Source organism: Streptomyces sp. D2-8 (assembly GCF_023184515.1).
In the GTDB taxonomy this organism is placed as follows: Bacteria; Actinomycetota; Actinomycetes; order Streptomycetales; family Streptomycetaceae; genus Streptomyces.
In genome coordinates, this window is record NZ_JAAHBP010000021.1 from 82,889 (window position 1) to 97,175 (window position 14,287).

11 protein-coding genes are annotated in these 14,287 nt (G+C 72.3%); 2 read left to right on the forward strand and 9 right to left on the reverse strand.

The features are described from left to right. Positions 1 to 62 precede the first annotated feature (62 nt). Positions 63 to 2,030: a heavy metal translocating P-type ATPase gene (locus G3I77_RS30780; protein WP_248508752.1), complete on the forward strand. Its 1,968-nt coding sequence runs from the start codon at positions 63 to 65 to the stop codon at positions 2,028 to 2,030. Between the two features lie 10 nt (positions 2,031 to 2,040). Here the strand turns inward: G3I77_RS30780 and G3I77_RS30785 are convergent, their stop codons facing one another. From G3I77_RS30785 to G3I77_RS30800, 4 genes are all read right to left on the reverse strand, one after another. Next, positions 2,041 to 3,111: a LacI family DNA-binding transcriptional regulator gene (locus tag G3I77_RS30785; RefSeq protein WP_248508754.1), complete on the reverse strand. Its 1,071-nt coding sequence runs from the start codon at positions 3,109 to 3,111 to the stop codon at positions 2,041 to 2,043. 86 nt (positions 3,112 to 3,197) lie between these two features. After that, a complete protein-coding gene (locus G3I77_RS30790; RefSeq protein WP_248508954.1) occupies positions 3,198 to 5,582 on the reverse strand; it encodes a beta-galactosidase in 2,385 nt (794 codons plus the stop codon). Then, positions 5,576 to 7,342, reverse strand: a complete 1,767-nt coding sequence (locus G3I77_RS30795) for a glycoside hydrolase family 35 protein (protein WP_248508756.1) — start codon at positions 7,340 to 7,342, stop codon at positions 5,576 to 5,578. The genes G3I77_RS30790 and G3I77_RS30795 overlap by 7 nt, the downstream gene beginning before the upstream one ends. Before the next feature lie 33 nt (positions 7,343 to 7,375). Beyond that, the gene (locus G3I77_RS30800; protein WP_248508758.1) at positions 7,376 to 8,557 is read right to left on the reverse strand and encodes a sugar MFS transporter; all 1,182 of its coding nucleotides are present in this window, start codon (positions 8,555 to 8,557) and stop codon (positions 7,376 to 7,378) included. Between the two features lie 278 nt (positions 8,558 to 8,835). On the opposite strand from G3I77_RS30800, the gene G3I77_RS30805 reads away from it, so the two are divergent. Next, positions 8,836 to 9,234, forward strand: a complete 399-nt coding sequence (locus tag G3I77_RS30805) for an SseB family protein (protein ID WP_248508766.1) — start codon at positions 8,836 to 8,838, stop codon at positions 9,232 to 9,234. 186 nt (positions 9,235 to 9,420) lie between these two features. Here G3I77_RS30805 and G3I77_RS30810 read toward each other — a convergent pair whose 3' ends face one another. The 5 genes from G3I77_RS30810 to G3I77_RS30830 all read right to left on the reverse strand — a co-directional run bounded on the left by G3I77_RS30810 (position 9,421) and on the right by G3I77_RS30830 (position 14,127). Then, positions 9,421 to 9,846: a MarR family winged helix-turn-helix transcriptional regulator gene (locus G3I77_RS30810; RefSeq protein ID WP_248508767.1), complete on the reverse strand. Its 426-nt coding sequence runs from the start codon at positions 9,844 to 9,846 to the stop codon at positions 9,421 to 9,423. 63 nt (positions 9,847 to 9,909) lie between these two features. Then, positions 9,910 to 10,941, reverse strand: a complete 1,032-nt coding sequence (locus tag G3I77_RS30815; RefSeq protein ID WP_248508768.1) for a LacI family DNA-binding transcriptional regulator — start codon at positions 10,939 to 10,941, stop codon at positions 9,910 to 9,912. Then, positions 10,938 to 11,846 (reverse strand): carbohydrate ABC transporter permease, encoded by a 909-nt coding sequence (locus G3I77_RS30820; RefSeq protein WP_248508770.1) that lies wholly within the window; start codon positions 11,844 to 11,846, stop codon positions 10,938 to 10,940. Before G3I77_RS30820 ends, G3I77_RS30815 begins: the two co-directional genes overlap by 4 nt. Next, positions 11,843 to 12,814: a carbohydrate ABC transporter permease gene (locus G3I77_RS30825; protein WP_248508772.1), complete on the reverse strand. Its 972-nt coding sequence runs from the start codon at positions 12,812 to 12,814 to the stop codon at positions 11,843 to 11,845. Before G3I77_RS30825 ends, G3I77_RS30820 begins: the two co-directional genes overlap by 4 nt. Beyond that, on the reverse strand, positions 12,811 to 14,127 hold the full coding sequence (locus tag G3I77_RS30830; RefSeq protein ID WP_248508784.1) for an ABC transporter substrate-binding protein: 1,317 nt from the start codon (positions 14,125 to 14,127) through the stop codon (positions 12,811 to 12,813). The genes G3I77_RS30825 and G3I77_RS30830 overlap by 4 nt, the downstream gene beginning before the upstream one ends. Between the last annotated feature and the right edge of the window lie 160 nt (positions 14,128 to 14,287).

The following is a 14,287-nucleotide window of genomic DNA, read 5'->3' on the forward strand; positions in this document are numbered from 1 at the left end:
ATCAGTCTTCATGTGTTCCTGTATGGTGGGTGGCCACGCGCTCCCCGCCAGAAGGACCCCTGATGACCTCCACGCTCACGCCTCAGCCGGTCGAACGGGCGAAGCCCGCACGTACCGGGGCGGTGGCCCGGCGGCGTACCCGCGTCCTCGCGCTCCCCGAGGCGCGCTGGGCCGCCGCGGCCACCGCCTTCTTCCTGCTCGCCCTGCCCTTGCAGTTGACCGGCGCCCCCGCCTGGACCTGGGGAACGCTGTACGCCTTGTCGTACGTCACGGGCGGCTGGGAGCCGGGGTGGGAGGGGCTCAAGGCGTTGAAGGACCGCACCCTCGACGTCGACCTGCTGATGGTCGTCGCCGCCCTGGGCGCGGCCGCGATCGGGCAGGTCATGGACGGCGCCCTGCTCATCGTCATCTTCGCCACCTCGGGCGCGCTGGAGGCCCTGGCCACGGCCCGCACCGCCGACTCCGTCCGCGGCCTGCTCGACCTGGCCCCCGCCACGGCCACCCGGCTGAGCCCCGACGGAGGTGAACAGACCGTCTCCGTCGAGGAGCTGACGGTCGGCGACACCGTCCTCGTACGCCCCGGGGAGCGCGTCGGCGCCGACGGCCGGGTGCGCGACGGGGCGAGCGAGGTGGACCAGGCGACCATCACCGGCGAGCCGCTGCCCGTGCCGAAGGAGCGGGGCGACGACGTCTTCGCGGGCACCCTCAACGGCACCGGCGCGCTGCGGATCCGGGTCGAGCGCGACGCGTCCGACTCGGTGATCGCCCGGATCGTCCGCATGGTGCAGGAGGCGTCCGAGACGAAGGCGCCCACGCAGCTGTTCATCGAGAAGGTCGAACAGCGCTACTCGCTGGGCATGGTGGCCGCGACCCTGGCCGTCTTCCTGGTGCCGCTCGCCTTCGGCGCGCAGCTCACCGACGCGCTGCTGCGCGCCATGACGTTCATGATCGTGGCCTCCCCGTGCGCGGTCGTGCTGGCCACCATGCCGCCCCTGCTGTCGGCCATCGCCAACGCCGGACGGCACGGCGTTCTCGTGAAGTCGGCCGTGGTGATGGAACGGCTCGGCCAGGTGGACGCGGTCGCCCTGGACAAGACCGGCACGCTCACCGAGGGCAGCCCGCGAGTCACCGACATCCGGCCGCTGCCCGGATCCGGCCTGGACGAAGGCGAGTTGCTGACGCTGGCGGCCGCCGCCGAGCGGCCCAGTGAACACCCGCTGGCCCGGGCGGTGGTGGACGCGGCCCACGAGCGCGGCCTCGACCTGCCCGATGCGGAGGACTTCACCTCCGCGCCCGGCGTGGGAGTCACCGCCGTCGTCGGCGGCCGCACGGTCGCGGTGGGCGCCCCGGCCCGGCTGCTGGACGACGCCGTGGGCACGGCCGTGGAGCTGGAGGAGTCCGGCCGGACCGCCGTCCTGGTCGTCGTCGACGGCACCCCGGCCGGACTGCTCGGCATCGCCGACCGGCTGCGCCCGGACGCCGCCGCCACGGTCGCCTCCCTCGCCCGGCTCACCGGCACCGCCCCGGTCCTCCTCACCGGCGACAACGCCGGCGCCGCCGCACACCTCGGCGCCGAGGCCGGCATCGACGACGTGCGCGCCGGGCTGCTGCCGCAGGACAAGCTGGCCGCCGTCCAGGAGATGGAGAGCGCCGGCCGCAAGGTGCTGGTCCTCGGGGACGGCGTCAACGACGCGCCCGCCCTGGCCGCCGCGCACACCGGGATCGCCATGGGCCGGGCCGGCTCCGACCTGGCCCTGGAGACCGCGGACGCCGTCATCGTGCGCGACGAACTCGCCGCGGTCCCCGCCACCGTCGCCCTGTCCCGCCGCGCCCGCAGGCTGGTCGTGCAGAACCTCGTGATCGCCGGGGTGTTCATCGCCGGACTGGTCGTCTGGGACCTGGCCGGTGACCTGCCGTTGCCGCTGGGCGTCGCGGGCCACGAGGGCTCCACGGTCCTGGTCGGCCTGAACGGGCTGCGGCTGCTGCGGGAGGGTGCCTGGCAGCGGGCCGCCGCCGAGGGAAGCGGCTGAGCGGCGCCGGTCAGCCGGCCGGCGGAGGGCCGCTGCTGGCCCGCACCACCAGGTCCACGGAAACGAGGGTGTCGACGCCGGTCCGCTCGCCCGGGCCGTCGATCCGGTCGAGGAGAAGCCGCAGCGAGCGGGTGCCGATCTCCGCGAAGTCGGTGCGGACGGTGGTCAGCGGCGGCAGGAAGTGCGCGGCCTCGGGGATGTCGTCGTAGCCGACGACGCTGACCTCCCCGGGGACGGACCGCCCGGACTCGTGCAGGGCGTGCAGCAAGCCGAGCGCCATCTGGTCGTTGGAGGCGAACACCGCCGTCACCTCCGGACGCCGGGCCAGCCGACGGCCCAGGTCGTAGCCGGAGTCGGCGCTCCAGTCCCCGACGAGAGGAGCCGGAACGGCGGCACCGGCGGCCCGGAGCGTCGACTGCCAGCTCGCCAGCCGGTGATCGGCGGAGGTCCAGCCGCTCGGGCCCGCGATGTGCCCGACGGTGGCGTGCCCGAGGCCGAGGAGGTGCTCGGTGGCCTTGCGGGCGCCGGTGCGCGAATCGCCGGTGACCAGGGGGGTGGCGTCGTCGAGCGCGTTCTCCAGCACCACCAGGGGAGTGCCCAGACCGGTCGTCTCCGCGAGGGCCTTGCCCACCCACAGCTGGGGCGCGATCGCGATCACACCGTCCGCCCCCTCCGCCGACAGCCGGTCCACGGCCTCGACGACGGTGCCGTGGTCGGCCGTGTCGAGGGCGATGGAGCTGACGAGGTAACCGGCCTCCTGGGCAGCCGTGTTGATCGCGGTCAGAATCGAGGCGGGCCCGTACCGGGCGGCGTCGAAGGAGATGACCCCGAGCATCCGGGTCCTGCCACTGGCCAGGGACCGCGCACTGCGGCTGGGCCGGTAGCCGAGCGTGCGCATGGCCTCCAGGACCGCCTCGCGCGTCTCGGGACGGACGGCCGGATGATCGTTGAGCACCCGCGACACGGTCTGCTTGGAAACCCCTGCCATCCGGGCCACGTCGGCCATCACCGGCCGCGCCCCCGCGAAGTTGCGCCTGCTACGGCCCTTGGGAACAGGACCGTCGGGGGCGCTCGGTGTCATGGCGGATGAATCCTCGATGTCGGTACGGCGGCCCTGAACCCGCCCGGCAGGAGCACAGCATAGGCCGGGCGGCGCCCGGAAGCCCCTCAGCCGGACCGGACCGTCCAGCGGCGCGTGACCACCCACTCCGCGTCCAGCACCCGAGCCTCCCGCCAGGCGTCACCACGCTGCCCCGGCACATGCACGGGCGCGTTCGCGGCCAGCGGCAGCACCCTCAGCCGCAGTCCGTCCGTGAGCGGCGCCCCGACCGGCAGCCGGTCCAGCCCGATGTCCCAGGCCCGGCCCGAGTAGAACTGGTCGGCGACCAGCACGTCTCCCACGTAGGCCCGCGCCAGGTCCCCCGTCCAGCGCAGCCGCAGCAGCACACCCGAGGGGTCCCGCAGCAGGTCCTGCGGTACGTCGACCCGGTACTCGGCGGCGGCCGCCGCCACGTCCTTCTCGGACGGCACACTCGCCCGGCCCCGCACGCCGGTCACCGGCTCGGGCGCCGGGCCGCCGGGCCTGACGGACGTGACGGTCGCGGCAGTGCCCGCGAGAGGTCCGGCCTCGATCGTGAAGCGCGAGAACACACCGTCCGCCGACTCCCGGACGGAGGCACCCGCCACCACCGGGGCGGCATCCGGTGCGGGCAGCACCGCGAACGACGGCTCGGCGGCCGGAGTGTGCAGCCGCACCGCGCGACGCCGCTCGTCGAAGACGACACCGTCCCCGCACAGCACCAGCCGCTCGGCACCCCATGCCGGACCCCGGTAGACGGTGCGGGCCGTCACCGCGTCCAGGACCAGCAGGCCCACGCGCGAACCGTCGGCCGCCTCCACCTCGACCAGGGCGTCGGTGCCGGGCCGCACCCCGCTGACCAGGAGCCGGCCGGCGAGCGGCGTGATCTCCCCGGACGGCGCGGCGACGGACGTCACCGTGTCGGCGTCCAGGGCGAGTTCGGGCGCGATGCCGTCGGTCGCGGCCAGCACCAGGACCGTACGACCGTCCGCCTCGACGGTGCACACGGGCTGCGCCGTGGCCCACTCCAGCCGCAGCCCGGCCACGTCCAGCCGGAGCGGCCAGCAGAAGTACGCGCCGGAGGGGACCGTGACGGGAGTGCTCGGCAGCGTCAGCGAGGGCGCGAGCGGGAAGTCGATCGTGAAGGCCGTGTCCGGGTGGTTCGGCAGCGGCTCGTGCGGCTGGTGGTTGGTCACGAACAGGAAGCCCGAGGTGCCGTCGGTCCGCACCGCCCAGCGCAGGGTGTCCCGGTCGTGCTGCCCGGTCGGCGACTGCTCGGGCAGCACGGACCGCATGGGCGCGATCCGGTGCCCGAAGCCGGCCAGCAGCAGGTGCTGGAGGCGCAGTTCGTGGTACGAGGGCCGCACCTGTCCGTACTCGCCGAGCGGGGCCTGGAAGTCGTAGGTCAGGACGGGCAGGTCATTGGGGTAGCCGGTGGCGTGCGACTCCTGCAGGGAGGTCAGCTCGCCGGCCGGGTTCGTGCCGCCGTGGAACATGTAGTAGCCCTGCCACACCGAGCCGCAGCCGATCTTCGTGAGCCCGAGGGCACCGACATCGGCGGCCTCCACCCGGGGCCGCCGGTGATAGGCCACCGCCATGCCGCCGCCCAACTCGCAGGTGGCCCAGGGAAATCGCTCGGTCGACGTGGCGGCGTCCGGCGTGCCCGTGGGCCGCAGATCGGCGCCGATGCCCTCGTCGTCGCGCTCGTGGGTGAAGAAGAAGTGCTTGCGGCAGGGGTCGGGCCAGCCGCCGTCCGCCTCCGTCCAGAACGCCTCGGGATAGCCGCCGTACAGCGGAAGCAGGTCCTCGCCCGGGAGCCGGACCCCGCCCCAGGCGGTCGACGTCCACAACGGCGCGCTCAGCCCGGCCTCCTGGGCCAGCCGCTTCAGCGTGCGCAGATGGCCGGGCCGGTCGTGGAGCTCGTTCTCGATCTGGATCGCGACGACCGGGCCGCCGCTCGCCCGCTCAAGGCCCCTCAGCTGCTCCGCGATCTCCGTGAACCAGGCGCGCACGGGCTCCAGATAGGCCGGGTCGTCGGTGCGTGGTGCGCGGGTCCGGCCCAGGAGCCAGTCGGGCAGGCCGCCGTTGCGTACCTCCGCGTGCGACCAGGGGCCGATGCGGGGGACGAAGTCCAGGCCGTGGCGGGCGCACAGCGTGGCGAAGCGCCTGAGATCGCGGTCACCGTCGAAGCGGACCCGGCCCTCGGCCTCCTCGTGGTGGATCCAGATGACGTAGGAGGCGACGGCGGTCACCCCGCCCGCCCTCATCTTCAGCAGCTCCTCCTCCCATTCCCCGTTCGGGTAGCGGGAATAGTGGAACTCGCCCGAGACCGGGAACCAGGGGCGGCCGCCCCGGGTGAGCCAGCCGCTGGTGACCTCGATCGGGTCGGGCACGCCGGGCGCGTCCGTGAAGGGCAGACGACCGGTCGGCGGGGGAGCGGCGGGCGGGGGAACGCGCAGGAGATGTGTCACCAGGTGTTCTCCGGGCCGAGGTCGGGGGTGTCGGTGAGCAGCGCGCGGGTGGCGGTGCTGCCGTGCAGCTCCAGCAGGAGGAGTGCGTTGGAGCCCGGACGCAGCACCGGCGCGGGAACGTACAGCGTGCGCTGCGGGCCGCGGTTCCAGTAGCGACCCAGGTGGAAGCCGTTGACCCAGGCCTGGCCCTTCGACCAGCCGGGCAGGGAGAGGAAGGCGTCCGCGGGGGTGTCGACGCCGAAGGTGCCGCGGTGGAAGGCCGGCACGGTGATCGCCGCCTCTCCGGCCGGGGCGAACGGCACGGTGTCCAGGTCGTCCAGCGGCAGCGGGCGGCAGTCCCAGCCCGTCAGGTCCGTGCCGTTGAGGGAGACGGGTCCGAGCAGGCCCTTGGGTGCGCCGATCCGGGGGCCGTAGTTGACGCCGCCCATGTTCTCGACGAGGACCTCCAGCGTCGCCCCGGGACGTGGCACGCGCACGGGCAGCGACGCGTCGTGGCGTTCGCTCTCCAGCACGCCGACGGGCGCGCCGTCGACGAAGACCTGGGCACGGTCACCGACCCCGCGGGCGAAGTGCAGCAGGCCGTCGCCGTCGGCCGGGAGGGTGGTGCGGTAGAGCGCGTAGCCGGTGCGCTGCCCGAGCTCGTCCATGGTCACGGGCGCGTCGGTGTGCACGGGCGCGGCGAGCGAGCGGGCGAGCGGCAGGAGATCAGACCTGTCGCTCAACTCCACGACAGTGGGCGGAAGTTTGGGGCTCGGCACCGGGGCGGGCTCGTCGGGAACGCCGGCATGGCGCGCGATGACCTCGCGGAACGCGTGGTACTTCGGGCCCGGGTCGCCGCACTCGGTGAGGGCGGCGTCGTAGTCGTAGGACGTGACGGTGGGCGTGTAGGCGTGCTTGTGGTTGGCGCCGTTGGCGAAGCCGAAGTTGGTTCCGCCGTGGAACATGTAGATGTTGACGGACGCCCCGGCCGACAGCAGCCGGTCCAGGTCGGCGGCGGCGTCGGCCGCGTCCCGGACATGGTGGGGGCCGCCCCAGTGGTCGAACCAGCCGATCCAGAACTCGGCGCAGAACAGCGGGCCTTCGGGCCGGTGCTCGCGCAGTCGTCCCAGCGACTGCTCGACGCGGCTGCCGAAGGTGCCGGTGGTCAGGACGCCGGGCAGACTTCCGGTGGCCAGCTGCCCGGGGTCGGCCTGGTCGCAGGTGAACAGCAGCTCCTCGACGCCGCGGGAGCGGAACGCGTCGGCGAGGTGCTTCAGGTAGGTGCTGTCGTCGCCGTAGGCCCCGTACTCGTTCTCGACCTGAACGGCGATGACGGGACCGCCCGCCGCCGCCAGGTGCGGTCCGAGCGCGGGCAGCAGCAGGTCGAGGTAGCGGTCGAAGGCTCCGGTGAAGCGGGGGTCGTTGGTGCGCAGCCGGATGTCCGGGTCGGAGGTCAGCCAGTCGGGCAGGCCGCCGCCGTCCCACTCGGCGCAGATGAACGGCCCCGGGCGCAGCAGCACCCGCAGCCCTTCGTCCCGGGCGAGCCGGAGGAACCGGGGCAGGTCGAGGAAGCCGTCGAGGACGAGGGGGCCCTCGGGGCCGGGCTGGTGGTGGTTCCACGGGATGTACGTCTCCACCGTGTTGAGGCCCATCAGCCGCGCCTTGCGCAGCCGGTCGGACCACAGACCGGGATGGACGCGGAAGTAGTGCAGCGCGCCGGAGATGATCCGGAACGGCTCGCCGTTCAGCAGGAATCCGTCGGACGTCGTCGTCAGGGCGGGCATGCGGAAGCTTCCCTTCTGTATGGGGGAGGGGAGTCAGCGGGAGCGGGTGCCGCGGATCAGCCAGAGCGTGGCGGCCAGGCAGAGCGCCGAGACACCGCACAGCAGGAGCGGCACGGCGCGGACCCCGGACCACTCGATGGCCTTGCCCAGCGCCGGCCCCGCGGCGACACCGCCGACCATCGAGGCCGCGATGACCAGGGCACCGGCCCGGCGGGCCCGCGGGGCGGCGCGGTTCAGCCAGGGCAGGCCGGTGGGGAAGACCGGCGCGATGAACAGACCGACACCGGCGTACGCGTAGGGCGCGAGAGCCGGGACGGTCGCGGCCAGCAGACACACCGTCATGCCCGCGCACGAGACGGTGATGATGGCCTGGGCGGAGAAGCGCAGCGCGAGCGGGGCGACCAGGAAGCGGCCGACGGTCATCATCAGCCAGTACACGGAGGTGGCGGTGGCGGCGACACCGGCGCTGTAGCCGACGGTCTCCAGGTGGGTGGGCTCCCAGCCGCCGACCCCGGCCTCGACGCCGACGTGCAGGACGTAGAGGACGACGAAGACGGCGAGCACGGAGCCGAGGCTCCGCCCGAGGACGGCTCCGCCGCCGGCCCGTTCCCCGGCCGGGGCGGGCACGTGGCTCTGCACGCCCCCCAGACACAGCAGCAACGGCAGGTTGGCGAGGGCGAAGGCGAGGAAGACGGCCGGGTAGTGCTCGGAGCCGACCGCGCCGATCACGGCGGGGCCGAGGATGGCGCCGATGCCGAAGTGCGCGTTGAGGATGTTCAGCATCGCGGTCGAACGGTGGCCGAACCCCACGGCGAACAGCTGGTTGAGGCCGTAGTCGATACCGCCGAAGCCGAACCCGGCGAGGAGGGCCGCCGCCAGGGCGGTGGGCCAGTCGGGCGCCAGCGCGAAGCCGCCCGCGCCGACGGCCATCAGCAGATACGAACTGCCGAGGATCCGCCGGTTGCCGACCCGCCCGTAGAGCCGGTCGAACAGCAGCACCCCGGCCACACCACCGACGAAGTGAGCGCTCAGCCCCAGCCCCGCGGCGGAGGGCGACAGCCCGAACTCCGCACGGAAGGCCGGGATCGCGGGCCCGTACAGGGCCTGCAACGCCCCGATGAGCACGAAGCCGGCACAGGAGGCCACGACGGCGGCCCTGCTGAAGACGGGGCCGGGCGGTGCGGGGGAGAGACGGGCAACGCGCTCTTCGATCACGCGGACTCCGGGGGACGGGCCACCGTGTGGGTGGGTGGAGGGCACAGTCGCGTACGTCGGGATCAGACGAGCGATGTTACCGGTAACATTTCCCTCGTCAACACCCCTCGGCAGCCCGGGCGTTCCCCTGCCCCCCACAAGATCTCCTCCGGGCCCCCGCGAACCCCGAAGATCCACCAGGATTGCCCCGTTCCCGTTCGGGTACGCGACCAGGACCGTGCCCGGGGCGGATCCTGCCCCGGGTGGGCCGCACGACCGCCGCTATCAGGGAATCTGCCATGGAGACACCCGCAAACGACCCCACGCCCACGCCCGCCCAGCGGGCTCTGGACGTCCTCGCCGAGAACACCGAGGACACGGCGGCTCTGGACGCGCTCGCCAGCAGCGACGTGCTCATCCCCGTGCCCGACGACGCAGGCGACGCCGACGCCGCCAATCCCTCGGCGGTGGCGCTGCCGGTGCTGGAGCAGCCGGGCGGCGAACCGGTGGTGCCCGTGTTCACCTCAGAGATGGAGATGGCCGGGCTGCTGCCGTTCGTCTCCCGCTACCGCCTGGTGCCCCTCGGCGCCCTCGCCGCGCAGTGGCCGGCCGACGACCTGTCGCTCACCATCGACGGCAGCTCGGAGCACCGCCTGACCCTGACCTCGGAGGGAGTCCGCACCCTGCTGGCCCGCTAGGGCTGGCCTGTCGTTTGGATCAGACCGCAGACGCGGGGTCTGGCACGCGCCTCTGCCGCGTTGTCGTCGGTTGCCGACGCTCCGCGTCGACGCCCTCCTCCGCCTTGCAGAGACACGCACCAGACCCCGCTCACCGGCGTTGAGAAGCACCGTCGCTTTCCTGCGACCTGATCCAAACGACAGGCCCTAGTAGGGCGACCGACCCGATCCGGGCCTGGGCGGCCCTCCGCCCAGCGTCCGGGCCAGCGCTGCCCGCTGCAAGGGCAGCACCTCCGCGTGCAGGTCACGGCCCTTGGACGTCAGGGCGACCCACACGCCCCGCCGGTCCTCCTTGCACACGGACCGCGCCACAAGACCGTCCTTCTCCAGCCGGGCGATCAGCCGCGACAGCGCGCTCTGGCTGAGATGGACCCTGCCTGCGAGGTTCTGCACCCGGCACTGCTCGCCCTCCTCGGGCGCCGCGGTGGCGAGCAGGTCCAGCACCTCGAAATCGGACGCGCCGAGACCGTGCGGATGCAGCGCACGGTCGATCTCGCACATCGTGCGCGCGTGCGCCGACAGGATGTCCCGCCACCGGTCCTCGAGCTGCCCACCAGCCGTTTTCACCGCCATATGGGAACGGTACACCGGTGCAGGGTTCAATGACCGTGCATGGACCACGCCTCCCCGGAGGCGCTACGTGGACTCCCGCTTCACCAGCTCCGTCGGCAGGATCACCGCCGCCGGATCCTCGCCCCCGATCTGCGCGAGCAACACCCGCACCATCTCGGAGCTGATGCGGTCCCAGGGCTGCCGGATGGTCGTCAGCTCGGGGCTGGAGGCCACGGCGGCCGGCGAGTCGTCGAAGCCGCCGACCGCCACGTCCTGCGGCACCCGCCGCCCGGCCCGGTGGAGGGCCGTGAGCACTCCCTGCGCCATGAGGTCGGAGGCCACGAACACCGCGCCGACGTCCGGGGCCTGCGCCAGCAGCCGCTCGGCACCCGCCTCGCCGCTGGCCCGGCTGTAGTCGCCGGAGACGACCAGCCGCTCGTCGTACTCCAGGCCCGCCTGCGCGAGCACCTCCTGGTAGCCGGCGAGGCGTTCGACCCCGCCGGGCGTGTCCAGCGGGCCGGTCACCATGCCCACCCGGCGCCGCCCGAGCGACAGAAGGTGGCGCACCATGTCGCGGGCCCCGTCCCGGTCGTCGGCGGCCACGTAACTCACCTTGGAAGCCACCCCGATCGGCTTCCCGCACGCCACCAGCGGCACCCCCGCCTCGCGCAGCTGCTCGGCGACGGGATCACCGGAGTGGCTGGAGACCAGCAGCACCCCGTCGACGTGCCCGGCCGTGATGTACCGCGTGATGCGCCGCCGTTCGTCCTCGGTGCCCGCCAGCATCAGCAGCAGCGGCACGTCGTGCGCGGCGAGCGCCTGGGTGCAGCCGCGCAGCAGGACGTTGAAGTTGGGGTCCTCGAAGAACCGCTCCTGCGGCTCCGTGAGCAGGAAACCGATCGAGTCGGACCGACCGGTGATCAGGGAGCGGGCGTGCCGGTTGACCACGTAACCCGTTCTGCGGATGGCCGCATTGACCGCCTCCTGGGCGGCCGGGCTGACGTAGTGGCCGCCGTTGAGGACGCGTGAGACGGTGCCGCGCGAGACCCCCGCCTCGCGCGCCACGTCGTGGATCGTGGGCGGCCTGCGCCTGCCTCCCGTAGCGTTCACGGTCATGACTTTACGGCTCCGGAGAGCAGATCCAGACTCCAGAACCGCTGGATGACCAGGAAGAGGGCGACCAGCGGAAGCACCGCGAGGAACGCGCCCGTGATCACCAGCGTGTACAGCGCCGGGGTGTTGGCGCCCTGCTCCAGCAACGTGAACAGGCCGAGCGTGATCGGGAACTTCTCGTCGTCGCTGAGCATGATGTACGGGAGCAGGAAGTTGTTCCAGATGGCCACGAACTGGAACAGGAACACCGTCACCATCCCGGGGATCATCATCGGCAGCGCGATGCGCGTGAAGATCCGCCACTCGCCCGCCCCGTCCATCCGCCCCGCCTCGACCACGTCGGCGGGCACCGCGGCGGCGGCGTAGATCCGCGCGAGGTAGACGCCGTACGGCGAGAGGATCTGCGGCAGCAGGACGGACAGGTAGGAGTCGGTGAGGTCGGTCTCGGCCAGCAGCAGGTACTGCGGGATGGCCAGGATCACCGGCGGCATCAGCACACCCGCGAGCAGCACGTTGAAGATCGTCTCGCGGCCGCGGAAGCGGTACGTCGCGAGCGCGTAGCCGCTGAACGCCGAGACGCACGTCGACAGCAGGGCACCGAGGACGGCGTACAGGGCGGAGTTGCCCATCCACTGCCAGTAGACGCCGTCGCGGTAGGCGCTCAGATCCTGGACGTTGGCGGCGAAACCCGTGCCGGGCAGGAACGTGAACGTGGAGAACAGCTCACGGCCCGACTTGGTCGCGGCGATGACCACCCAGGCCACCGGCAGCAGACAGTAGACCGCCCCGAGCAGCAGGGTGACCGTGGGGATCAGGGCGATCCGGCGGCGCAGCGGCGGGCGGCCCCGGTCGGTGCCGGGCGTGCTGCCCGCCAGGGGCTCTGTCTGGGGGACGGCAACGGAGCTCATCGAGCGGCCTCCTGCTTCTGACGACGGTTCGCGGCTCGCAGGAAGCCGAAGGACAGGAGCAGCGTGGCGAAGGCGATGATCACGGCCTGCGCGGACGCCCCGTGGATGTCGCCCTCACCGAACGCGTCCCGGTGCACCTTCATCAGCGGACTCCACGTCGTGGACACGGAGTTGGTGAGCGGCTTGAGGGTGGTCGGCTCGCTGAACACCTGGAGCGTGGCGATGATCGAGAAGAAGAACGTCAGCACCAGCGAGGGCGCCACCATCGGGATCTTGATCCGCAGCGCGATCTGGAGCGGGGTGGCGCCGTCCAGCTTCGCCGCCTCGTACACCTCCACCGGGATCGCCTGGAGCGAGGTGTAGATGACGATCATGTTGAAGCCGGTGCCGCCCCAGACCGCGATGTTCGACAGGGCCAGGTACAGCGGCCCGCCGTCCAGCAGGTCCGGTTGCGGCAGCCCCAGCCTGTCGAGCACGAAGTAGAAAGGGCTGACGTCCGGCAGGTAGAGGAAGCCCCACAGCAGCGCCGCCACCACACCGGGGACGGCGTACGGCAGGAAGATCGCGAGCCGGGTGAAGGGCGCGAGCCGCACCTTGTCGGAGTCGAGCATCAGCGCGAACAGCAGGGCCAGGCCGAGCATCACGGGGACGACGATGCAGCCGTACCCCAGGACGCGCAGGGCGCCGTGCAGCAGTTCGCTGTCGGAGAGGGCGTCGGTGTAGTTCTCCAGGCCGGCCCAGACCTCCTTGCGGGCGCCGGAGCCGAGGCCGAGACCGGAGACCTTCACCTTGCGGAGGCTGAGCCAGAGCGCGTAGCCGATGGGCAGTGCGAAGAACAGCGCGAACAGGATCGTCGCGGGGAGGAGGAAGACGTAGGGGGCGCTTCGCGCTCGCTTGAGGGTGGAAGAGGGGCGGTCGTACGGGGCCCCCTTGACCCCGTACGACCGCCGGCGTGCCGTGCTGTTCACTCCGCGACCTCGAAGCCTTGCTTCTTCATGTCGGCGACGGTGTCGTCCTGCATCTCGCCGAGCGCGGCGCCGAAGTCCGACTTGTTCTTGGCGGCGGCGCCGAAGGCGTCCTTGAAGGTGGTGTAGGCGACGTTCACGTTCGGGCCCCAGGCGGACGGCGCCGTGGTCTGCGCGATGTCGGCGGCCTTGGTGTAGAAGTCGGCCTGGTGGGAGAAGTAGGCCGGCGGCTCGAGGAAGGCGCCGCTGGTCTGGGCGCTCTTGGCGGCCGGGTAGATGCCGCTCTCCTTGGCCAGTGCGTTGAGGGCGTCGCCGTCGGTGTTCAGCCAGGCGGCGAACTCGGCGGCGGCCTCCTGGTGCCGGGAGTCCGTGGTGACGGCGGTGGAGGAGCCGCCCCAGCTGCCGGTGCGGTTCTCGCTCGCGGACCACTGGGGGAGCGGGGCCATGGCCCACTTGCCCTTGGTCCGGGGGGCGGCCGTGGTCAGCGTGCCCGGTGCCCACACGGCGCTGACCCAGGCGATCTGCTTGCCGGTGTCGAGCGCCTTGTTCCAGGCCGGGGTGTACATCGGCTGGTTGTCGATGGCGCCTTCCTTGACCAGGCCGCCCCAGAACGTGGCGACCTTCCGCGTCGCCGCGTCGTCGATGGCGACCTTCCACTGGTCGCCGGAGGTCGTCCACCACTTGGCGCCCGCCTGCTGGGCGAGGCCCGCGAAGAGGCCGGAGTCATTGGCGGAGAAGGTGGTGAGGTCCTTGTCGGGGGCGGCCTTCTTGAGCTTGCGGGCGGTCTCCGCGAACTCGTCCCAGGTGGTCGGCACCGTCAGGCCGTACTGCTTGAACAGGTCCTCGCGGTAGTAGAACATCATCGGGCCGATGTCCTGCGGGACCGCGTAGACCGCGTCCGTGCCCAGCGTCGTCTGCTGCCAGACGCCGTCGGCGAACTTGTCCTCCGCGTCGCCCACGTTCTTCGCTATGTCCGCCAGGGCGTCGTTGCTCACCAGCGTGGGCAGCGCCTGGTACTCCGCCTGCACCAGATCGGGCGCCTTGCCGGCCTTGTGCGCGGTGAGGATCTTGGTGACAAGTGTGTCGCCGGACGCCTGCTTCTTCACCGTGACGGTGATCCGGTCCCTCTTGCCCGGCCCCTTGTTCCACAGGTCCACGACCCTGTCCATGCCCGGCGTCCAGGACCAGTAGGTCAGCGAGACCGGCCCCGAGGTCTCACTGTCTCCGGATTCCGTGCCGCAGGCGGCGAGGGCGGTGGCGCCGAGCGCCATGGCGACGGCGGATGTCACGAGGCGACGGCGCTTCGTGTACGGCATGGATATCTCCCCTGACCTGGGCCCCCGCCCGCTGCGGGGACCTGCCATGCTTCTGTGAGCGTTCACAGTAGAGAAACATCTCGGACACTTGTCAATGGTTGTTGCTGTGCGGTTATGTGGGCCTGCGCACCGCGTTGGCGTGTGTGCACGTTCCCAATTG

Excerpts from the sequence above, each read along its gene's own strand:
- G3I77_RS30780 (WP_248508752.1), top strand. The coding sequence starts at position 63 with ATGACCTCCACGCTCACGCCTCAGCCGGTCGAACGGGCGAAGCCCGCA.
- G3I77_RS30785 (WP_248508754.1), bottom strand. The coding sequence starts at position 3,111 with ATGACACCGAGCGCCCCCGACGGTCCTGTTCCCAAGGGCCGTAGCAGG.
- G3I77_RS30795 (WP_248508756.1), bottom strand. The coding sequence starts at position 7,342 with ATGCCCGCCCTGACGACGACGTCCGACGGATTCCTGCTGAACGGCGAG.
- G3I77_RS30805 (WP_248508766.1), top strand. The coding sequence starts at position 8,836 with ATGGAGACACCCGCAAACGACCCCACGCCCACGCCCGCCCAGCGGGCT.
- G3I77_RS30810 (WP_248508767.1), bottom strand. The coding sequence starts at position 9,846 with ATGGCGGTGAAAACGGCTGGTGGGCAGCTCGAGGACCGGTGGCGGGAC.
- G3I77_RS30815 (WP_248508768.1), bottom strand. The coding sequence starts at position 10,941 with ATGACCGTGAACGCTACGGGAGGCAGGCGCAGGCCGCCCACGATCCAC.
- G3I77_RS30820 (WP_248508770.1), bottom strand. The coding sequence starts at position 11,846 with ATGAGCTCCGTTGCCGTCCCCCAGACAGAGCCCCTGGCGGGCAGCACG.
- G3I77_RS30830 (WP_248508784.1), bottom strand. The coding sequence starts at position 14,127 with ATGCCGTACACGAAGCGCCGTCGCCTCGTGACATCCGCCGTCGCCATG.